General features: G+C 48.8%; 15 protein-coding genes and 2 pseudogenes. 16 read left to right on the top strand and 1 reads right to left on the bottom strand.

The window, feature by feature from the left end; all coding sequences use genetic code 11:
• Positions 1-8: 8 nt before the first annotated feature.
• Positions 9-212 (bottom strand): hypothetical protein, encoded by a 204-nt coding sequence (locus HWQ42_RS28755; RefSeq protein WP_292817908.1) that lies wholly within the window; start codon positions 210-212, stop codon positions 9-11.
• Positions 213-427: 215 nt separating this feature from the next.
• Between HWQ42_RS28755 and HWQ42_RS28750 the strand changes: the two genes are divergently transcribed.
• From HWQ42_RS28750 to clpB, 16 genes and pseudogenes are all read left to right on the top strand, one after another.
• Entirely contained in the window at positions 428-2,374 is a 1,947-nt protein-coding gene (locus tag HWQ42_RS28750; protein ID WP_292817906.1) for a response regulator, read from the top strand.
• Between the two features lie 75 nt (positions 2,375-2,449).
• Positions 2,450-5,692 (top strand): PAS domain S-box protein, encoded by a 3,243-nt coding sequence (locus HWQ42_RS28745; protein WP_292817904.1) that lies wholly within the window; start codon positions 2,450-2,452, stop codon positions 5,690-5,692.
• A 208-nt stretch (positions 5,693-5,900) separates the two neighbouring features.
• Complete coding sequence (locus HWQ42_RS28740; RefSeq protein ID WP_292739929.1) at positions 5,901-6,284, top strand: response regulator; 384 nt, start codon at positions 5,901-5,903, stop codon at positions 6,282-6,284.
• A 710-nt stretch (positions 6,285-6,994) separates the two neighbouring features.
• On the top strand, positions 6,995-7,396 hold the full coding sequence (locus HWQ42_RS28735) for a response regulator (RefSeq protein ID WP_292817902.1): 402 nt from the start codon (positions 6,995-6,997) through the stop codon (positions 7,394-7,396).
• Between the two features lie 182 nt (positions 7,397-7,578).
• A pseudogene (locus tag HWQ42_RS35660) lies at positions 7,579-7,698 on the top strand (ATP-binding protein); the annotation flags it as partial.
• A gap of 484 nt (positions 7,699-8,182) precedes the next feature.
• Complete coding sequence (locus tag HWQ42_RS28730; RefSeq protein WP_292817900.1) at positions 8,183-8,458, top strand: hypothetical protein; 276 nt, start codon at positions 8,183-8,185, stop codon at positions 8,456-8,458.
• 754 nt (positions 8,459-9,212) lie between these two features.
• On the top strand, positions 9,213-11,822 hold the full coding sequence (locus HWQ42_RS28725) for a PAS domain-containing hybrid sensor histidine kinase/response regulator (protein WP_292817898.1): 2,610 nt from the start codon (positions 9,213-9,215) through the stop codon (positions 11,820-11,822).
• A 545-nt stretch (positions 11,823-12,367) separates the two neighbouring features.
• Complete coding sequence (locus HWQ42_RS28720) at positions 12,368-12,838, top strand: Hsp20/alpha crystallin family protein (protein ID WP_292817895.1); 471 nt, start codon at positions 12,368-12,370, stop codon at positions 12,836-12,838.
• A gap of 45 nt (positions 12,839-12,883) precedes the next feature.
• Positions 12,884-13,426, top strand: a complete 543-nt coding sequence (locus tag HWQ42_RS28715; RefSeq protein ID WP_292817893.1) for a DsbA family protein — start codon at positions 12,884-12,886, stop codon at positions 13,424-13,426.
• Positions 13,427-13,682: 256 nt separating this feature from the next.
• A complete protein-coding gene (gene dnaK, locus HWQ42_RS28710; protein ID WP_292817891.1) occupies positions 13,683-15,572 on the top strand; it encodes a molecular chaperone DnaK in 1,890 nt (629 codons plus the stop codon).
• A 184-nt stretch (positions 15,573-15,756) separates the two neighbouring features.
• Positions 15,757-16,530 carry a ChaB family protein gene (locus tag HWQ42_RS28705; protein WP_292817889.1) on the top strand — a complete coding sequence of 258 codons (774 nt, stop codon included), beginning with the start codon at positions 15,757-15,759 and terminating at the stop codon, positions 16,528-16,530.
• A gap of 99 nt (positions 16,531-16,629) precedes the next feature.
• A complete protein-coding gene (locus HWQ42_RS28700) occupies positions 16,630-17,466 on the top strand; it encodes a YfdX family protein (protein ID WP_292817887.1) in 837 nt (278 codons plus the stop codon).
• A 213-nt stretch (positions 17,467-17,679) separates the two neighbouring features.
• Complete coding sequence (locus HWQ42_RS28695; protein WP_292817885.1) at positions 17,680-18,654, top strand: YfdX family protein; 975 nt, start codon at positions 17,680-17,682, stop codon at positions 18,652-18,654.
• 92 nt (positions 18,655-18,746) lie between these two features.
• Positions 18,747-19,751, top strand: a complete 1,005-nt coding sequence (locus HWQ42_RS28690; protein WP_292817883.1) for a J domain-containing protein — start codon at positions 18,747-18,749, stop codon at positions 19,749-19,751.
• Positions 19,748-20,056 (top strand): chaperone modulator CbpM, encoded by a 309-nt coding sequence (locus tag HWQ42_RS28685; RefSeq protein ID WP_292817881.1) that lies wholly within the window; start codon positions 19,748-19,750, stop codon positions 20,054-20,056. Before HWQ42_RS28690 ends, HWQ42_RS28685 begins: the two co-directional genes overlap by 4 nt.
• 270 nt (positions 20,057-20,326) lie before the next feature.
• Positions 20,327-22,948 (top strand): annotated as a pseudogene (gene clpB, locus HWQ42_RS28680) (ATP-dependent chaperone ClpB).
• Positions 22,949-23,100 lie beyond the last annotated feature (152 nt).

Below are 23,100 nucleotides of genomic sequence, written 5' to 3'. Positions count from 1 at the left end.
TCGCTCCATTACGGGTATTCAGGAATGCGTTGTCTAACACAGATTTGGAACGGCAGGGTTGCTGTAGGCGCTTGGGGAATCCATTCAGGCAATTCTCCATTTGGGTGTGATGGATTGACTGGAATCCGCTCACTGAACGCCGCAATATCGATTTCGATGCCGAATTGGGCGTTTGGCTCGGCAAAATAGCCTTCTGGAAGCGACTGGTTCAAGCTGTCTGAAAGATAGGTTGACCACGCATTGTGAAAGCTATGCCAGTGCCGTCTAGTGCTCAAGGGCGGTCGAAAGTGATCGAGGAGTGCCATGTGACTTAATTTTTTAAGTTTTTTGCGAGGAAGGCAATAAAAAGTAACTAATTACAACGGAACGTAAGCGGCTTCGGGTCACTTCTGTAATACTAGATTCTATTGCCTGAAGGAGGGATCGTATGAAGCTCCTGATCGTTGAAGATGATCGAGATACGGCTGCTGCCCTGACGGCTTCCCTGGTAGCGCAGCAGTTTACGGTCGATACAGCGATTGAGGGACGAGCAGCTTTGGCGCTGGCTGAGGCGACTGAGTATGACCTGATTGTGCTGGATGTGATGCTGCCGAGAGTAGATGGCATTAGTCTCTGTCGCCAATTGCGATCGCACAATCAGCAGGTGCCCATTTTGTTACTGACCGCAAAGGATGATCTAGAAGATCGAGTCGCGGGCTTTGAGGCAGGGGCGGATGACTATGTGACCAAACCCTACGAGCGATCGGAACTGCTTGCCCGGATTCGGGCGTTGTTGCGAAGGAGCAGCACGGCATTAACCGAAGTTTTTTGCTGGGGCAGTTTGCAGCTTGACCCCAACCATTGTGATGTGACGTGTCAAGGCAAACCCCTGCATCTCACACCCAAAGAATACAAACTGCTGGAGCTATTTTTGCGACACCCGCGCCGGATTTTTGACCGCCGGACGCTGCTTGATCGCGTCTGGTCAATTGACGAATACCCAGGTGAAGAAGCGGTGACCACTCAAATTCGTGGATTGCGGCGAAAACTCCAGAAGGCAGGGTTGAATCCCGATCCGATCGAAACACTATACGGATTGGGATATCGGCTGCGATCGGTGCCGGAGGAGGATGAGGGGGATGGGGGAGATAGGGAAAATGGGGGAGATCAGGAAGCAACATCTTCCTCACCTTCCTCACCTTCCTCACCCCCGTCATCTTCCTCACCTTCCTCACCGCTCTTACCTCCCTTATCTCCCACCGAGGCAGAAGCGGAAGCAGTAGCAGCGATTCAGCAGATGTGGCTGGAATTTCAGGAGCGGTTGCAGGGGCAATTGGCAGTGCTGGAAGAAGCAATTTCCCACCTTTCCACTTACACCCTCGCCTCCGATCAGCGGCAGCACGCCCATACCGTCGCCCATCGACTAATCGGCTCTTTGGGAGGATTTGGTTTGCCACAGGCGGCAGAGATTGCTCGTCAGATCGAACACGCCCTGAGAAAGCCAACGGCTCTGGTTCAATCTGAAGCAGCAGCTCAGCTAGAATCATTGCTTCAGCAACTCCGGCGAGCCATCCAGCAATCGCCCACCTACACCCCTACACCCCACACCCTTCAGGTCTTGCTGATCGACGATGACACCGACTTGATTGAACGAATGCAGTCAGATGCTCCACACTGGGGGATTCACCTGGAAACCGCCACTGACCTCACCACTGCCCGCCAACGGCTTCAGCATTTCACACCCGCTGCGATCGCGCTCGATCTCACCTTTCCCAACACGACTGAAACGGGCTTGACCCTGCTGGCACAACTGAAGCGCCAGTTTCCCACCCTGCCAGTGCTGATGCTGACTGGACAGGGCGATTTGACGATACGCGTGGAAGCCACTCGTCTGGGAGCCAACGCCTTTCTGCAAAAGCCTGCCACGCCCGCTGAAGTGTTTCAAGTGATCGCCCAACTGCTCAACCGGATTGACACCATGACTGCCAAACTGCTGATTGTGGATGACGATCTGGACTTATTGAGCCTGCTGCAAGCTAACCTGCAACCCTGGGGCTTTCAGGTGACGACGCTGGCAGACCCCAGCCAGTTCTGGCAGTTCCTGGAAGCCACGACTCCCGACTTGCTATTGCTGGATGTCTCGATGCCGGGATTCAGTGGGATTGAATTGTGTCAGGTGGTGCGTAATGATCCGCGCTGGAGTCAGCTACCCGTGTTGTTCCTGTCCGCTCATTCTGATGCCGATACCCTGCATCGGGCACTGGCAGTAGGGGCGGATGATTATGTCTTGAAGCCGATCGTCGAAGCTGATTTAATTCAGCGAATATTGAAGCGATTGGGACGACTCTCGGATTCCCATTCACGGAGCTACCATGTCCACACAAGTTCTGAATGAGAGTAAAACTGTCCGTCAATGCCATCCTGGAGGCAGTGCCCACCCTACAGTTTCCTTCACCCGACGGAAAACGCCATGATTCAATTCCATATACAACAGCGGCTGATCAACGTAGGGTTAGGATTGGCGATCGCCCTCATCCTCCTCACAGGCATTGCTGCCTATTTCCATCTCACCTGGCTGATGGGCAGCGCCTATGGCATCAGCTTTGCCCTGTTGGTAGCAGTCTATCTCTTGGGACGACGAGCAGATCAGGATTGCAGACCGACTGAAGCCACCCTCCGCGAGAGCGAAGAACGCTTCTGCAGTTACTTTGAACTCGGACTGATCGGCATGGCGATCACCTCGCCGACCAAAGGCTCTCTGGAGGTCAACGATGATATCTGCCAGATATTGGGGTACGAACGGCATGAATTGTTGCAAATGAACTGGGCAGAGATCACCCATCCAGATGATCTCGCTGCCGATGTGGCTCAGTTCAATCGGGTCGTAGCGGGGGAAATTGACGCCTATTCGTTAGACAAACGGTGGATTTGTAAAGACGGCAGAGTGATTGATAGCACTATTTCAGTGAAATGCGTGCGTCGTGAGGATGGTTCAGTTGATTATTTCGTGGCGCTGTTGCAGGACATCACCGAAGCGAAGCGCGTCGAAGTCGTTCGCAAACAAACAGCAGCAGCCTTACGCGAATCCGCCGAACAGCTCGAACGACAATCGCGCCTGTTCGAGACGACGCTTTCAGCCCTCACCGACAATATCTTCACCTTTGACAAGGGCAAGCGATTCAGATATGTGAATCTGAGTCTAGAAAGATTATGGGGAATCACGCGGGATGAAGCTGTCGGGAAAACCCTGTCCGAACTGGACTACCCGCCCGATTTAGTTGAGCTTTTGGAGGCGCAAATCCAGCAGGTTTTCGACACGCAGCAAGCTGCTACTGGCGAAGTCCCCTACACTAGCCCGCTTGGCGTCAGCGGCTACTATGAATACATCTTCAGTCCGGTCATCGCTGACGGCAGTGTGGAATTAGTGACCGGGTGGGCCCGTGACATCAGCGATCGCAAGCGCGTCGAAGCCGAACGCAAACAGGCAATGGAGGCACTACAGGAGAGCGGACGGCGCTTCAAGGCGGTCTTCAATCAACAGTTTCAGTTCATGGCAATTCTCAGCCCCGACGGCAGGGTCATCGAACCCAACAACACCTGCTTAAGGGGAACCGGCGTTCTACGTGAGCAAGTGGTCGGGCGTCCATTCTGGGAGGCATCGTGGTTCAATCAACTCCCACTGATGCAGGAACGCTGGCGGCAGGGCATTGCCGAGGTTGCTAGCGGCGGCGGTCCCATTACCGGGGAAGTAGACTATCACACGGCGGACGGGGATTTACAGTATGCCACCTATGCCATCACCGGGCTGAAGGATGACACGGATCAGGTCGTCGAGATCATTGTGGAAGGAGAAGGGGTCGAATTCACCCAGCGGAAACGGGCGGAAATTGAATTACGCGCCAGCGAAGAACGATATCGCAGTCTATTTGAGTCCATTGACGAAGGCTTTTGCCTGTGCGAAATGCAGTTTGACGCAAACAGCAAGCCAGTGGATTACCGCTTTTTAGAAATCAATCCGATGTTTGAGCAACAATCCGGGCTTCAGAATGCGACGGGCAAAACAGTGCGTGAACTGGTGCCAAATCTTGAAGAATATTGGTTTGAGACTTATGGCAACGTGGTTTTAACAGGTGAAACGGTGCGCTTTGTGAACCATTCGGACGTGATGAATCGTTGGTTCGATGTTTGCGCCTTTCGCGTCGGTGGGCAGGAAAGCCAAACCTTTGCCATCCTGTTTACCAATATCACCGATCGCAAAGGCACTGAACTTGCCCTCCAACGAAGTGATACCAAATTCCGAGCCGTGTTTGACCAAATGTATCAGTTTCTCGGCTTGCTCACCCCCGATGGACAGATGATCGAAGTGAATCAGAATCCGCTCACCTTTGCTCAGGTTAAATGGGAGTCTGTGATTGGCAAACCGCTGTGGGAATTTCCCTCCTGGCAGGCAACTGCCGAACTTCAGGCGTTTATCCAAACGGCAGTGGCTGAGGCTGCCACCGGGCAGTTTTTCCGCCAGGACGTGATTGTTCCCGCCTCCACTGGCGAACTCCACACCTTCGATTTTTCCCTCAAACCGATCTACGGCGACGACGCGGATCATGTCACCTGGCTGCTTGCAGAAGGGCGCGACATTACTCCCATCGTGCGCCTGCAAACTGCCCTGCGGCAGGAACAAGAGCGATCGCTCCACCTGATCAACAGCAGCGTCGATGGCATCGTTGCTTTTGATACCCACGGCTGTTGCACACTTTGGAATCCTGCAATGGAGCAACTTACCGGACTCCCGCAAGAAGCTGTCGTGGGCACCTGCGGCACAGATGTGTTTTCTGCCTTGCTAGACGCTAAAACATTGCAGCGCTTTCATCCCGGACGGGATGAAAGCGCTGAAGATTTTGATTTTCACTTTACCCACCCTGCGACCGGGCAACGCCAATGGATCGAAGCCCGCTATTCGCCCCTCCACGATGGCGCCGATACCCCCAACGGCGGACTAATGATGGTGCGCGATGTCACCAAGCAGCGCGAGTTGGAGCGGATGAAGCGCGAATTCATTTCCATTATCAGCCACGAAATTCGTACCCCCCTCTCCTCCATTCGCGGTGCCCTGGGACTCATCGCAGAAGGTATTCTCGACAACGACCCCGCAGCGGCGAAAGAGATGCTGGGCATTGCTAACAACAACATTGAGCGACTGGTGCGCCTGGTCAATGACATTCTGGCACTGAACCGACTGGAATCAGGGCAGGTAGACCTAAAACGACAGTGGTGCGATCCAACGGTGTTGGTGCAACAAGCGTTCTCGAACGTGCGAGCTTTGGCAGAGGCGAAGCAGATTACCCTACAGTCATCCGTTTCAGAGATTCAGGTTTGGGCAGACTTCGACTGGTTGATCCAAGTGTTAGTGAATTTAATCAACAATGCCGTTAAATTCTCTCTTGCTGGCACTATCATCTCTGTGGCTGCGGAACCCCAACCTCAACAGGTTTTCTTTAGGGTGATAGATCAGGGACGGGGCATCCCAACCGAGAAGCTAGACACCATCTTTGGACGGTTTCAGCAGGTCGATGCGTCTGATTCTCGCCAAAAGGGCGGTACGGGCTTGGGGCTGTCGATCTGTCGGCTGATTGTGCAACAGCACGGTGGGCGCATCTGGGCAGAGAGCAAATTAGGACAGGGCAGTACCTTTTACTTCACGCTGCCAACTCCGTAGCGTTCATACCAGAAGCCCGGAGAGTGAGCGGGGTCATTGCCAAACCATTTGACCCACTGACGTTGCATTGGGCGCTGCTACTCTAGGTTGGGATTTAGAGCTTCAGTACGCCAGCAGCTTGGGATTGTTTCCAATACAAACTGTGTCCAAAAGACATATTATTACAAAAAGGGAGTATTTCTACGTGTAGGGAATATTTCTAAATGTTATGTCTTCTTCCGATGCCAATCGACGCATTCTTTTGATTGATGATGAACCTGACCTGTGCCGCATCGTCAAGGTCACGCTTGAACGACTCAAGGGTTGGGAAATCCTTACCGCTGACTCTATACAGGCAGGACTGACACAGGCAGAAGGTAAGCAGCCCGACGTGATTTTGCTTGATTTAACGTTGGATGGAAATGGACTAACTCTGCTGCAAACTTTGAAAAACAATCTGGCGACGCAGGCAATTCCGGTCATCTTGTTCACTGCAACCAATCCGTCTGAGGATTCGCTAGACTTCAACCCCGCTGACATTGCCGGAATTATCCTGAAGCCTTTCAGTGTCTTGCTGCTTGCCGATCAGATTATTGAGCAATTGGGGTGGTGATGCTAATCGCTCAGAATTTCCTCAGAATTTCCTTAAATTATTGATCTTTCATAGATTGTTAGTCTTCAATGACTTAGGGTCTTTTATTCCGAGAGACATGGCATAGTGTGATTTTACCCCCTGCATGACCAAATTTTGAACCATAGCGTGAGCAAAAGTTGTCACTTAAAGGATAAGATGGCCGTTTTTAAAGGATAAAGTGGCCGCCCTAATCAAGCTGGAATGCTTATTTTTCCGTTGAACACAATCTGCGGCGATCGCATTCAAATCTCTTAAACACTCTTCCCTACTCAGTTCTGCTTTGCGGTCACTTTATGGGTTCTTGGCAACTTTTGGTGATGATGAAAGGTTACGCGCTTTAAGGCAGAAGGCAGGAGACAGAGGGCAGAAGGGTTTTAAGATTTTGCCTGTCGTCGTAGAACTTGTGACAAAGATCCAGATCCAACCTGAAGACTTTTATTGTGATATAGAGATTCTGTAACCCTTATACCACAGGGCTTTCTGTAATTTTCTTCTTTCTTCCTTCTGCCCTCTGCCCTCAGCATAGATGCCTAAATCAGCCCACTATTGATCACCAAAAGCTGACAAGAACCACTTTATGCTTTAATTTCGGCCACTTTATTATTTAAGTTACAGTAGTACAGAGTGAAGTATTTCGTGACCGTTTGGTCAAATTATCGTTCAAATCACACATAGTCCAGTTACAGACGATGACGGCAATCTCTGCATCAAAGCGCATCTTGTTAATTGACGACGAACCCGATTTACAACGGGTGGTGCAAACCTGCCTGGAAAAATTAACCCAATGGACAGTCATTATCGCCGCATCGGGAGAAGAAGGACTACTCAAGGCGATCGCTGAACAACCGGATGGGATCGTGCTGGACATTATGATGCCAGACATGGATGGCTATATGTTTCTGGACGCACTGTGGGCTAAACCGGAAACGCAGTCTATACCAGTGGTGTTTTTGACCGCACAGGCTGAATTGCCCAAACCCCAGCAATATGAAGCACGAGGGGTTAAAGGAACGATTGCCAAACCGTTTGAACCGCTCACGTTGCATCAGGCGATCGCCGCTGCTCTGGGTTGGAATCTGGACACTCAGTAAGCCTTGCCTACAGAAAACTCTTTACTTTATCCTGGCAGATTACTGACTAAAACTAAAGGCTGTAAATTAACTGACTGTATCGTGCACCCAGTCGTGTCTTTAGCGACGTTCTTCCCCTATGGGGGATATTTTTGGGTAGTGAGCGAAGACCACGACCATGACAATCGCACCGAACTACGGTGCGTCATACTGGAGGGGCTGGACTAGGATTAGCCATTGCACAGGCGATCGTACAAGCTCATCAAGGCACGATCCAAGTACAGAGTGAGCTAGTGGTCTGTCAATTTGCTATTTGTGGATAAAGACGGTTGAGACGGATACGGGCATCCGCTGTTGTGAACCGATTATTGAGGAGACTGGGTATTGGGGAGCCAGTCGCGTGCAAAGAGAAGTGCGGTCTTTGGGAGACACTGCGTTGCGGAGGTTCCCTCCGTTGTAGCAAGCGTCGTCTTTGCCCCTTCGGGTTCGGAAGTTTCAACTCGACGGGAACCGCCAAGACTTGAACTTCCTCACCAAGTGGAGCAACTTCGGAGGGTTTCTCCCGTTGAGCGAACTGGCGTGACTAAGAAAGGTTAAAGAGAAGTTATTTGTTTTTCCCCTTACAATTTTGCCTTGTCCCAATCCCCAATCATCATAATTTCCTCAGAAAGCCCTTATATTTCTTCTTTATAGTGTCAACAGAGTTCAGCACTGGCATGATAGCAACGCTGTTTCAGCGACTGACAAAACCCAGTCTAATGCAGAATTCTAAACACTCAAGTATAGATCATCAGGAGACTTAAAATTATGGCACTCGTTCGTTGGGAACCTTTCCGAGAAGTTGAAAGTTTGCAGCGGCAGTTAAACCGCTTGCTTGATGAAATAGCACCGACAGGTCGTAGAGGAGAGGAAGGCATTGGCTTTATTCCCTCTGCTGAGATAGAAGAAACCCCTGATGCAGGTAGAAGTTCCCGGTGTAGACCCCAAAGACCTAGATGTGCAGGTGTGAATGAGCAAAAGATCTGGCGTGATTCGCAAATGAGTGGCGCAATCAGTCAATACGTCTCTAGGCCAGCGTTCTGACCTCTGATTACTTGAGATGAATTGGGTTTACGCAGCAGTGATTAGAAGTAGGCCAAGAGCCTACAACGCTTACACATTCTACCTTTGCAGGTTTACGTCACTCATTTGCTAATTGCGCCAGATCTTTTGCTCATTCACACCTTACCTACTTTCTAGTAGACCGAAAAGTTTTGCGATCGCTCTGTAATGAATGCCTGTTCCAGTAAAATTTTGCTTAATATCTGTAATTTTAAATACTAGTGTCGAGAAGCGCTCTTGGACTTAGAATATAAGTAAAGCTAATGAATATGCTAAGAGCATAAGAGCAAATCTCATCCCAGAACATGGTTATGCTCATACTTCAGAGAATTTTGTCAAGGAGTTGCGTGAAAATTGAGCTAGAGGAATATCTGGTTTAGCCATGACTGCAACTACCCCAGTTCTAACTGATAGTAAAACCTTGAATGAAGTAGTTAACTGTTTAACTGAAAACATTCCAATTCAGGCTCAAGGTAAGTGTGAACAAAGGAATGTAATAGACCGTAACTATGGAGTAGCCTGCGAAATTTATTTACCGTCCGGCTGATTTTGGTCGTTTCGCCACTATTTATATAAATTAAACTTATATTTTTCTCTCGAAATCGGCTGTTGTACATTCTTGAATAAACGGTATCACAGACTACTATTTTTTAGCGATCGCAAAACTTTTCGGTCTACTGACTTTACTTGGGCTGCTACGATCTGGACAGAAGATTTAAGAGTGGGAGGGAGAAGCATGAGTTTGCTGATTTCAGACGACATTCTCTGGATTAGCTGGTCGGACTGCTTACTGGCGACATTTACTCCCACAGCAGAGGCTTTGACCGAACTACAGACGCTGAGAGGTTGGTTTTTTGTTAGTTGTACCAGTTTGCTGCTGTATGGGTTAATTTGGCGCCGTGTTCGGCAACTTCAACAAAAACATCAGTTACTTCAAAATATCATTAACTCTATAAGTGATGCCATTTTTGTGAAGGATCTCCAGGGTCGTTATGTAGTGGTGAACAAAATGGCAGCTCAATCGTTAGGGCATCCTACGATGGATATTTTAGGGAAAGTTGTCGAACAATTTCTATCTCCTGAAGAGGCTCAACGAATTCGTTCACTTGAACAAACCATTTTGCAGACAGGACAATCGGAGGAGGTTGAAGAATTACTGACCATCAATGGAGAAGCGCGGTGGTTTTCGACGACTAAAAGCTTGTGTTTGGACGAGCGATCGCGACCTGTGGGGATCGTGGGCATTGCCAGGGACATCACAGAACGCAAGCAAGCCGAGGCAGAACGGCGGCGATCAGAACAGCTACGCATTGAGTTGAAGCTCTTGGAGAATATCCTTGAAATCATCCTGGCAGGCTATTGGGACTGGGACATTCTCGGTAAGCGGCTGTATTATAGCCTCGCCTGGAAGCGGATGCTTGGCTATGACGATCACGAGTTACCAGATATCCCAGAAACCTGGCAACAACTCATTTTTGCAGAAGATTTGCCCCGCATAATGGACTGCTTTGATCAACATATCCAAAGCCGAGGACAAATTCCTCTTTCTAACGAGGTGAGATACCAACACAAAAACGGTTCTACTATTTGGGTAATCTGTTCGGGGCGTGTGATTGAGTGGGATGAGAATGGTAATCCACTCCGAATCATGGGTTGTCACATTGACATTACCCAACGTAAGCAAGTTGAGGAAGCTCTACGGGAGAACGAGCGTCGCTTCAAGGCAGTCTTCAACCAGCAATTCCAGTTCATGGCAATCCTGAAACCAGACGGGACGGTGATTGACGTCAACGATACTTGCTTAAGGGTGACGGGCGTTTCTGCTGAACGGGTGCTGGGCGTTCGGTTCTGGGAAACGCCCTGGTTTAATCAGATCCCCTTAATGCAAGAACGGTTGCAGCAAAGCATTGCTGAGGTTGTCAGCGGCAGCGGTTCGGTGAGGGGAGAAGTCGAGTATTCGATGGCAGACGGGACGACGCAATTTGCCACTTATGCCATTACAGGACTCAAGGATGATAGAGATCAGGTAGTAGAGATCATTGTTGAAGGAGAAGGGGTAGACTTCACGCAGCGTAAACAAGCGGAAGAACAACTGCGACAGACCAATGAGCAGTTAGCACATGTCAACGCTAAACTCGCTCGTGCAACCCGACTGAAAGACGAATTTCTGGCAAACATGAGCCATGAGTTGCGGACTCCTCTTACCTCAATCCTGGGTATGTCAGATATGCTCAGGCAAGAGATATATGGGTCGCTAAATGAAAAACAGCACCAATACCTTGAGGTAATTTCCCAAAGTGGAAACCATTTGCTGACGCTGATTAATGACATTCTCGATCTGGCAAAAATTGAGTCTGGCAAGATGGAATTACAGATTCTACCCACTTCGATCGAGGCACTGTGCAATTCCAGTTTGAACTTTATCAAGCAAGTTGCCTATCAAAAAGCAATCAAACTGGAAACTCGTATTCCCACCAACATTGGTCAGATTGATGCGGATGAACTACGAATGCGGCAAGCATTGATCAATCTACTAAGCAATGCCATCAAATTTACACCGGAAAAAGGACAGGTTGTTTTAGAGGTGAGCCGCGAATTTTCTACAGATAGACTTCACCAACATACTCAACAACTCATTCAATTTAGCGTCATTGATACAGGCATTGGGATTGCTCCAGAACATCTGCCAAAACTGTTTCAATCCTTCGTACAAATTGACAGCAGCCTTAATCGTAAATACAGCGGTACGGGTTTAGGTTTAGCGCTGGTCAAGCAAATTGCTGAGTTGCATCAAGGAACTGTTAGTGTCGTCAGTACGGTTGGTCAAGGAAGCCGATTTACCATTACACTGCCAAGTCAAAATTGCTCTGACTTCACGCAGATGCAAGCTATGCAACTGGAACGAACGTTGCCATCAGAACAGCCCTTGCAACTTCAGGATTCCACGGTTACTGGTTTATTGCCAGCCCAACCTCTGATTCTGTTAGCAGAAGATAACCCAGCAAATATTGACACATTCTCAGCTTATCTCACCAGTTGTGGTTTTCGTTTAATTGTCGCAACAAATGGGCAGGAAGCAATCAATTTAGCCCAACAACAGCCCGACCTGATTTTAATGGACATTCAAATGCCGGGAATGGATGGTTTGGAAGCGATCCGTCAGATTCGAGCCGATTGCACCCTGACGAATGTGCCAATCATTGCGGTGACAGCTTTAGCTATGGCAGGCGATCGCGACAAATGTTTGGCGGCAGGCGCAACAGAGTACCTTGCCAAACCCGTCTCTCTCAAACAACTTAAGACCATGATTCAACAGTTACTTACTATGTCGAAGCCAGCTCAATAGGGGCGAGACGCGATCGCATAAATTGAGTTTTTCTTTGCGCTGATCTTCTCGTGATTCCTAGTCATTAATCTAAAACTATTGAGAATCAGACTGTGAGAAAACCTACGCTATTTAGTAGAGAACTGACCGTGAAAATTCAGGCAGCCGTCGGCTGCCTCTAACTCCCCCCTCGTAATGATTCTCATTTTCATACAGAGTGAGATTTCATTTCCTCAAAGCTTTATGTAGTTTGAGTCTTGGTGTATTTCATCCTGATTCAGGCTCGTCAATATTTAGATGCGTTTGCCCTGAGGGTTTCCCCCGTTGAGCGAACTGGCGTGACTAAGAAAGGTTAAAGGGAAGTTATTTGTTTTTCCCCTTACAATTTTGCCTTGTCCCAATCCCCAATCATCATAATTTCCTCAGAAAGCCCTTATATTTCTTCTTTATAGTGTCAACAGAGTTCAGCACTGGCATGATAGCAACGCTGTTTCAGCGACTGACAAAACCCAGTCTAATGCAGAATTCTAAACACTCAAGTATAGATCATCAGGAGACTTAAAATTATGGCACTCGTTCGTTGGGAACCTTTCCGAGAAGTTGAAAGTTTGCAGCGGCAGTTAAACCGCTTGCTTGATGAAATAGCACCGACAGGTCGTAGAGGAGAGGAAGGCATTGCCTTTATTCCCTCTGCTGAGATAGAAGAAACCCCTGATGGAGTTCATCTCAAGGTAGAAGTTCCCGGTGTAGACCCCAAAGACCTGGATGTGCAGGTATCGCCAGAGGCAGTATCTATTTCCGGTGAGCGCAAGTCAGAAATCAAAACGGAAGAAAGAGGCATCACCCGCACCGAATTCCGCTATGGCAGGTTTCAGCGCGTAATTCCGTTGCCTACCCGTGTCCAGCACGATCAGGTGCAAGCAGAATACAAAGATGGCATTCTCAAGCTGAGGCTGCCCAAGGCTGAAGAAGATAAGAACAAGGTTGTGAAAGTAAACTTAGGTGACGGGCACAGGGGCAATGGGCAAGGGCAGTGACGCAATGATTCCCAAAGCACTCCCTTAAGAGCAGGAGCTAACAACATGATAACAACAGCAACGGGCGAACTTAGCCTCCCAGTTAGCGATCGCGACCATATCCGAGGTCCAAAAAACGCACCCGTCACCCTCGTGGAATACGGCGACTATGAGTGTCCCTATTGCGGTCGTGCCCATTTCATCGTCAAAGAACTCCAGCAGTTGACCGGGGATCTCATGCGCTTTGTCTACCGCCACTTCCCGTTAACTAGCGTGCATCCCCACGCCGAGCAGGCAGCAGAAGCAGCAGAAGCCGCTGGGGCGCGAGGTAAGTTCTGGGAGATGCACAACCATCTCTTTGAACATCAACAGGCGCTCGATCGCAAACATCTAATAGAATATGCCGCTAACCTCGGTCTTGATGTGCCTCAGTTTAGTCACGAACTCGCTGAGCACGCCCACATAGCCAGGATACGCGAAGACTTACTCAGCGGAATCCAGAGCGGGGTCAACGGCACGCCGACTTTTTTCATCAACGGTGTGCGCCACGATGGCTCTTACGACCTCCGCTCATTGTTAGCCGCGATTCAAAACGCAGCCGAATCCTGAGTGCTAAGGAGCCAGAGGGCAGAAGGTTCAAGGATAGATTCTTCCCTCTGCCAAAAGGTCACAAGCCCACGCCAGTTTGCTCAAGTCGGGAAACCCTTACTTTCAGAAGCCGTTGTTAAATCCCCTAAATTTATTTATGGGGATTCCCCTTCTGCCCTCTGCCTCCTGCCCTCTGCCTTCTTAATACCATTTGTTCAACTTGTCCTGAATCCAGACTCTCAATTTTTTATCCCAATCTTTGAAGGAGGTGCTAACAATGGCAAAAATCGTTGGTATTGATTTAGGAACTACCAACTCCTGTATAGCCGTAATGGAAGGTGGACAACCCGTCGTTATTCCGAACACAGAAGGCGGTCGCACAACTCCGTCTGTGGTTGCTTACACCAAGAAGGGCGAAAAACTTGTCGGGCAAATTGCCAAGCGCCAGGGTGTAATGAACCCAGAAAACACCTTTTATTCCGTTAAGCGGTTCATCGGGCGCAGATATGATGAAGTCACCCAAGAGGCAAAACAAGTTACTTACAAGGTGGTACGTGACAGTAATGGCAACGTCAAGCTACACTGTCCCGCTCTGAACAAGGAATTTTCACCCGAAGAAATCTCGGCTGAGGTAGTCCGCAAGCTGATAGATGATGCCAGCACATATCTGGGGGAACCAGTGAGGCAAGCGGTAATTACCACCCCTGCCTATTTCAATGACTCTCAGCGGCAGGCTACCAAAGATGCTGGTAGAATTGCCGGGATTGAAGTTCTGCGAATTATCAACGAGCCAACGGCTGCTGCCCTCGCCTACGGACTTGACAAGAAAACTAACGAAACTATCTTGGTATTTGACTTAGGCGGTGGGACGTTTGATGTGTCTATCCTGGAAGTCGGCGATGGCGTGTTTGAAGTGAAAGCTACCAGTGGCGACACCCACTTGGGCGGTGATGACTTTGATAAGAGAATCGTAGACTGGTTAGCAACCGAATTCCAGCGTAACGAAGGCATCGACCTCCGTAAAGACAAACAAGCCCTGCAACGCCTCACCGAAGCAGCAGAAAAAGCCAAAATTGAACTGTCAGGCGCAACACAGACGAACATTAACTTACCTTTTCTTACTGCAACCCCGGAAGGCCCGAAACATCTAGATATAACCTTAACGCGGGTACAGTTCGAGCAAATGTGTGCCGACTTATTCGATCGCAGCCGCATTCCTGTCGAACAAGCTCTGCGCGATGCTAAACTGAGTCCCGCAGATATTGACGAAGTAATCCTAGTGGGTGGTGCAACTCGAATGCCGGCTGTCCAGCAACTGGTACGGCAGATAATAGGCAAAGACCCACACCAGGGTGTCAACCCGGATGAAGTCGTAGCAATGGGTGCAGCGATTCAGGCGGGTGTGCTTGGGGGTGAGGTAAAAGACGTACTGCTCCTAGATGTCACGCCGTTGTCGCTGGGTGTTGAAACTCTAGGTGGTGTGACGACCAAGATTATTCCGCGCAATACCACTGTCCCAGTGAAGAAGTCTGAGGTGTTCTCAACGGCGGCTGATGCACAAACAAACGTAGAAATCCATGTTCTGCAGGGCGAACGCGAAATGGCATCCGACAACAAGAGCCTGGGAACCTTCCGACTAGATGGGATTCCTCCAGCTCCCAGAGGTATGCCACAGATCGAAGTTATCTTTGACATTGATGCTAACGGGATTCTGTCAGCAACTGCCAGAGAAAAAGCCACAGGTAAAGAACAGTCCATTAGCATCACAGGTGCGTCTACCCTCGACAAATCTGAAGTTGAGCGGATGGTGAAAGAAGCCGATCGCAATGCGGAAGAAGACCGTAGGCGGCGCGAACAAATCGATACCAAAAACATGGCAGATTCTGTCGCCTATCAAGCCGAGAAACAACTTCAGGATTTGGGCGACAAAGTGCCACCAGCAGACAAGTCCCGCGTGGAAGGCTTAATTCGAGACTTGCGTCAGGCAATTGAGCAGAACAACATTGATCGCATGAAGTCTCTCACCAACGAAATTCAACAAGCCCTGATGCAAATCGGCACTGCGGTCTATTCACAAGCAGGTGCATCTCCAAACGGTGGTACTTCTACAGACCGTCAAGGCGGCAGTGAAGATGTCATCGATGCAGACTTTGTGGAACAAAAGTAACAAGACGCAGCGAGCAGTCCGTTGCTCTGGAAACCAGAGTTAAAGGAACTGCTTTAGCGAGCCTGCGTGCGTCATCCTCTGGATAACGCAGTGAAATTTCAAATACTCTCTTCCTATCCCCGCGTCCTTAAATCTGCGCCACATTTCGTGATGTTATCTAGTTTTTTAATTTGGAGTAATTTTTATGACTTCTACATCTGAAAAAACCGCCCTCAAAAGTGTCTCTGCTATCTTCAAAGATGAGAAGAAGATGCAAGAAGTGGTTGAGCGTCTAATTGATCGCGGCGTTCCCAAAAATCACATTTCGATGATTGGTCGCGACTTCCACGCCGAAACTCGCATCTCCGGATTTGTGACGAAACAAGATGTGATCTTGGATGGACTCGCCACCGGAGCGATTTTTGGATCGCTGTTTGGTTCTCTGTTGGCTTTACTTACGGGTGTGGGTGTGTTGTTCATTCCCTTTTTAGGAACCGTAGTAGCAGCAGGCCCTTTGGGAGCAGCATTATTAGGAGCGGCAGGCGGTGCTTTATATGGTTCCTTGGGAGCAGGCATTGGATCTGCCTTAATCGCAATGGGTATGCCGGAGGACAAAGCTACTATTTACGAAACACGCCTGAAAGCAGGTGAGTTTTTACTGGTCGCGGAAGTGCCACAAGAACAAGCAGACGAAGTTGTCTCACTGTTAGAAAGTGCGGGTGCGGAAGAAGTCGCTATCACTGACATGAAAATTCCCCATCAACCAAAAGGTGAACTGGCAGATAATGAGCAGATTTCACCAGAAATTAGAGCAAATCTGTCGGACGACGCGCAAAAAACTTTTGTTGATACCTACAATCGGTCGTTCAGAGAAGCCAATGGAAAAGATAATGCCTTGACGAAGGCTTGGGATCGGGTCAAACAGGTGTTCGATCGCGACGAAAAAGGCACTTATTCCAGGTCTAAGGTCAGATCGTAAATTTCCAGAGTTGCGATCGCCTACGGTGGGGCGTAGCTCATCGCGACAAAAAAGGCACTTATTCCAGTCACAAAACAACTTAACTAACCGGAGCAGATTATGAACTCTCAAACATTGAATCAGCCCGATACTCGTCTTCAGCAGGAAATTGATAAGGAGACGCAAAAGGCAACAGATGAGGCTGAAAGATGCCTAGATCGAGAAGCGGTTTCCGCCATCAAAGAAACTCGAAATGCAATTAATGCCATTGAGGAGGAAAATTCTAAAGCAGCGATCGCTGCTTTAGAACGCGCAACTGGAAAACTTGACATTCTGGTGGCAAGATACCCTCAACTGGGCTTGGTTCCCGTCATGACTCAGGTATCCATAATCGATGTTGCCCCTTTGGATCTTCATGTGATTGAACGAATTCGCACTCAACTTAAGAATGCTTTCAATAACGAAGATTTTCCGACTGCTCGTCAACTTTTGAACAACCTGATGAGCGAGATTCGCACAACAATCTTTAATCTGCCACTAGAAACGTATCCTGATGCTATGAGAGAGGCAGCCCGGTTGTTGAGCAAAGGAAAAACCGATGAAGCCAGAACACTTTTGCAAGTTGCTCTCTCAACCCTAGTGCTAACAGAGCAATCTCGACCAATTCCGCTGCTCAATGCTTACACCCTCTTAGTAGATGCAGTCGATCTAGCAGAGAGCGATCCAGAGCAAACGCTGAGGTTTTTGAAAGACGCTCGCACTCAACTTAAGTTGGCTCAAGACCTGGGCTACGCCATAAGTAATCCTGAGTATGCAGAACTTGAGCAGGCAATCCAAGATATCGAGCGGCAAGTTAGGGCAAACGAGAGAACCGCAGACCCATTGAGTCGGCTCCTGGAAAAATTCTCTAGTTTCTTCAAACGTATATCCGGAACCGCCCCCGCCCAACCAGCTTGATGAAGGTAGAAGGCAGGTGGTCACTGAGCGTAGCCGAAGTGAGGCAGGAGGCGAGAAGAGGATAGGGAGATAGGGAGCAGAGGAGATAGGGAGAATCAAGGGTAATTTTAGTCTTTTCTCCTCCGCTCCTTTGCCCCTCTGCTCCCCTGCCCCTCCGCCCCCTACCTTCTTCAATCCAGGTGCAAAACAAGTTTATAAACCAGGAGAATGATCGTGAACCAATATCACAGATTCTTTAGAAGGCTGCAAGTCCTGTTCGTGGGTATTCTTTTTTCCTCGCTTTTATTCATCGCTCCCGTTCATGCAGTTAGCTCTGCTGCGGTATCTCCTGAAAGATTGAATCAGCTTGATACTAGTCTTCAGCAGGAGATTGAAAAGGAGAGGCAACAGGCAACAGCTGAGGCTGAAAGTAAACTGGATCGAGAAGTGATCGCCGCAATCGAAGAAACTAAAAAAGCGATCGCTGCCATTGAGCGGGGAAAGACTCAAGAAGCAATTGCTGCCCTAGAACGAGCAACTGGAAAAATTGACATTCTAGTAGCACAATACCCTAAACTAGCTCTAATTCCGGTGGCGGCTCAGGTAGCGATAATCGATTTTGCCCCTCAGGATTTTAATTTGGTTGAGCGAATTCGCAATCAAGTAAAGGGTGTTGCAATTGCAGAAGATTTTCCGGCAGCTCGCGAACTGTTGAACAACCTGATAAGCGAGATTCGCACTGCAATCGTCAATCTGCCATTAGAGAGATATCCAGATGCTACCAAGCAGGCAGCTCGGTTGTTGAACGAAGGCAAAATTGATGAAGCCAAAGGCGTGCTGCAACTTGCGCTCTCAACTTTAGTGGTGACAGAACAAGCTCGACCCCTGCCGTTAGTCAAAGCCCATACCGATCTAGTGACTGCGGTTACTTTAGCAGAGAAGGATCGCGACGCAGCACAGAGGTTGCTAGAAGATGCTCGTACCCAACTCAAGTTAGCTCAAGAACTAGGATATGCCAGAGGTGATCGCGAGTATGCAGCATTTGACAAAGCAATTAAAAATCTAGAGCGGCAAGTTAAGGCACGTGAGAACACAGCAGGCGCATTTGCCAAGCTTCAAGAACAATTTTCTAGTTTCTTCAACCGAGTATCCGAAGTCGTCAAACCAGGTGATTCCTCAAATAGGGCAGAAGCCAGGAGACGCGATTAATCGCGTCTGTATAAGAGTGAGGAGTTTTATCTCCCCCTGCCCCCCACCCCCTCTGCCCACCCGTCCCATCGCGTTAATCTCAAGAGGTGCTGATGGTTGCAGCAACCGATTTCAAAGATTATTACCAAATTCTCGGTGTCAGTAAGAATGCTACTCCGGAGGATATCAAAAAAGCCTACCGGAAATTGGCACGGAAATATCACCCGGACTTAAATCCTAACGATAAGCAAGCCGAAGCGCGGTTCAAAGAAATTAACGAAGCTAATGAAGTGCTGTCCGACCCGGAAAAACGCCAGAAGTATGACCAGTATGGTCAGTACTGGCAACAGGCTGCGGCGGGTGCACCTCCACCCAGAGGGGCGGGTACACAAGGTTATGACTTTAGCCAGTATGGCAACTTTGATGATTTCATTGATGAATTGCTGGGAGGGTTAGGTCGCAGTGGCGGTCGTACAAGGCAGCGCGGAGCTAATTATCGCACAACAAGACCAGAAGGATTCCGGGACTACGTAGATTTTGGGTATGGAGAAGACCCCTCCAGCCGCTTCACTAATGTTCCCGCACAGGATACGGAAGCGGCGATCGCTCTCACTTTTTCTGAAGCGTTTCACGGTACACAGAAGCGGCTACAAATTGATGGAGAAACTATCACTGTTCGCATTCCGCCGGGAGTAAAATCGGGAAGCCGCATTCGAGTCAAAGGCAAAGGACAGATGAGTCCTTTTAGTCAGCAACGCGGCGATTTGTATCTGACAATTGAATTATTACCCCATCCTTTCTTCAAATTTGAGGGCGACAATCTTGCTTGCGAAGTACCTGTCAGCCCAGAGGAAGCTGTACTTGGCGCACAAATAGATGTTCCTACGCCTGATGGCAAGGTAACAATGAAGATTCCGGCCGGTGTGGATTCCGGCCAAGCACTGCGGCTACGTGGCAAGGGCTGGCGCGATCCAAAAGGCAATCGTACCGCTTTGATTGTGCGGTTAAAAATTCTGACACCCAAAGATTTGAGTCCCCAAGAAAGAGAGTGCTATGAAAAATTGCGACAAGTTAGCAGTTTTAATCCCCGTCAAGGCTTAGAAGAGGTGCGGTTATGAGTTTTAACCTGAGTTTGTCTTGCGTGGTGTGGACAGAAACAGGCGATCGCCTCTATAGTTTCGAGCAAGCCGCCTACCTCACCCAAACCTCGGTTTTATTGCTAGAACGATTTGCCCGCCTGGGATTAATTGAACCTGTAGGAACCATGCTGCGCCGACAGGATATGTTTCGCGTTGTGCAGATTCAAAGGTTGCACCGCGATCTGAACTTGAATTGGGTCGGAGCAGCAATGGTGCTAGATATGGTAACTGAAATTGCCCAACTCAAGGCGCAACTGCGTGCCTACCGTGCTGAATTACGTTAGCAAGAAAGGCAGAGGGCAGGAGGCAGAAGGCAGAAGGGAAAACTGAAGCCTGCACTCTGCCACGACCGTAGGGAGTAAGGGTTGAAGCCCCACTCCAAATCAGAGATTTTGGAGTCATGCAATCAGTGTAGGTCTGAAGCCTACACTGTATTGCAAAGCTTCTGCCCTCTGTTTTCTTCACCGCAGCTTTAGCGACGCAGGAGCGTCACTATGAATTACGAATTGGTTTGACTGCCTAAATAATTTATTTCTCAGCTAAGGGGCACGATTATGCAACCAACCAATCCTGAGCAATTTACCGAAAAAGCCTGGGAAGCCCTTGTTCGTAATCCCGAAATTGCCAAGCAGTTTCAGCATCAGCAGATTGAGAGCGAACATTTGATGCTAGCGCTACTGGAACAGGAAGGACTCGCCACTTCTATTTTCAACAAAGCCGGGGTAAATGTTCAAAAACTACACGAGCGCACTATCTACTTCATCAACCGTCAGCCCAAAGTATCGGGGGCTAGCAGTGGTTCGGTATACATCGGACACAGTTTAGAGACGCTGCTCGATCGCGCCGAACAATACCGCAAAGAGTTTGGTGATGAATATATTTCTATTGAACATTTAATACTAGCCTTTGCCAAAGACGATCGCTTTGGTAAAGGGGTGTTCCAAGAATTTGGACTGGATGAAAAAAAACTCCGCAACATTATTCAACAGATTCGAGGGAGTCAAAAAGTGACAGATCAAAACCCGGAAGTTAAATATGAAGCGCTAGAAAAATACGGACGCGATTTAACCCAATTGGCACATGAGGGCATACTCGACCCAGTGATTGGACGAGATGAAGAAATTCGCCGCACGATTCAAATCCTTTCTCGTCGGACTAAGAATAACCCCGTGCTGATTGGTGAACCCGGTGTCGGTAAAACGGCAATTGTAGAAGGATTAGCGCAGCGCATTGTCAGTGGTGATGTCCCGGAATCATTGCGCGATCGCAAACTAATAGCTTTAGACATGGGTGCGTTAATTGCCGGAGCCAAATACCGGGGAGAATTTGAAGAACGCCTGAAAGCTGTCTTAAAAGAAATCCAAGAAGCACAGGGACAAATCGTCTTGTTCATTGACGAAATTCACACTGTAGTTGGTGCGGGTGCAACGCAAGGATAGATGGATGCTAGCAACTTGCTCAAGCCGATGCTTGCTCGCGGCGAAGTGCGCTGTATTGGTGCCACTACGCTAGATGAATACCGCAAGTACATTGAAAAAGATGCGGCTTTGGAACGTCGTTTTCAGCAGGTGTATGTCGATCAGCCCAGTGTGGAAGATACCATCTCAATTCTGCGCGGTTTGAAAGAGCGCTACGAGTTACACCACGGCGTGAAGATTTCTGATAGTGCGTTAGTTGCGGCAGCTACTCTGTCTGCGAGATATATTAGCGATCGCTTCCTACCCGACAAAGCTATTGATTTGGTCGATGAAGCTGCGGCTAAACTAAAAATGGAAATTACTTCCAAACCAGAAGAATTAGACGAAATCGATCGCAAAATTCTGCAACTGGAAATGGAGCGGCTGTCACTGCAAAAAGAAACAGACAGTGCTTCCAGAGAGCGTTTAGAACGCATAGAGAGAGAACTTGCGGACTTAAAAGAACGGCAAGATGCCCTCAATGCTCAATGGCAAGCAGAGAAGCAAATCATCGATCGCATTCGCCAAATTAGACAAGAGATTGAGCGTGTTAATGTAGAAATTCAGCAAGCCGAACGCGATTACGACCTCAACCGGGCAGCAGAACTGAAATACAGCAAACTCACTGAGCTGCAACGACAACTAAAAGAAGCCGAAGCGCGACTAGCCCAAATCCAGACTAGCGGTAAATCTCTGTTGCGCGAAGAAGTCACCGAAGCTGACATTGCCGAAATTATCTCCAAGTGGACGGGTATTCCGGTGAGCAGACTGGTTGAATCGGAAATGCAAAAACTCTTGCATCTGGAAGAAGAGCTACATAAACGTGTGATTGGTCAGGACGAAGCTGTAAGAGCTGCTGCCGATGCAATTCAACGTTCCCGTGCTGGGTTGGCAGACCCGAATCGTCCCATTGCCAGCTTTATTTTCTTAGGCCCGACCGGGGTGGGAAAAACAGAACTGGCAAAAGCTTTAGCGGAATATCTGTTTGATACCGAAGATGCACTGGTGCGGATCGATATGTCCGAATACATGGAGAAACACGCTGTTGCCCGTCTCATCGGTGCGCCTCCAGGTTACGTGGGCTATGAAGAAGGCGGACAACTCACCGAAGCGATTCGCCGCCGACCTTATTCTGTAATTCTGTTTGACGAAATTGAGAAAGCTCATCCTGATGTATTCAACGTCCTGCTGCAAATCCTGGATGATGGTCGCCTAACTGATTCTCAGGGACGCGCAGTAGATTTTAAAAATACGATCGCGATTATGACCAGCAATATTGGTTCAATATACATTTTGGATGTGGCAGGAGACGATAGCAAGTACGAACAAATGCGCGATCGCGTCATGGAAGCAGTGCGAGAAAGTTTCCGCCCCGAATTTCTCAACCGCATTGATGAAATCATTATTTTCCACAGCTTGCGGAAGGACGAGTTGCGCGAAATTGTCAAACTACAAGTGCAGCGTTTAGAGGAGCGACTGCGCGAGCGTAAACTCTCGCTCAAAATCTCCGACCAGGCTTTCGATTGGATTGTTCAGGTCGGTTATGACCCAGTTTACGGTGCTCGTCCCCTGAAGCGGGCGATTCAGCGAGAACTAGAAACTCCGATTGCCAAAGCGATTCTACGCGGCGAGTTCCACGAAGGCGACACAATCTACGTCCATGTGGAATATGAACGACTGGTGTTGAAGCGCTTATCACCTGAACTGGTCAACGCTTAGAGGGGGCAGAGGAACACAAGGGAGAGACAACTCTTGGAAAGACTTGGGTTAATCGCGTCTCTCTTTCGAGATTTAACAACATATCAAAACATTTTTGATAAAAATATCCCATGCTTTCGTACCAAGTTCAGTTTGGGTAGCATAGCTAATCT

This window comes from Nostoc sp. JL23 (genome assembly GCF_017115065.1).
GTDB classification, from domain to species: Bacteria; Cyanobacteriota; Cyanobacteriia; order Cyanobacteriales; family Nostocaceae; genus Nostoc; species Nostoc punctiforme_A.
Note: the sequence above shows the minus strand (reverse complement) of the source record. Positions and strands in the feature narration are given on the sequence as shown.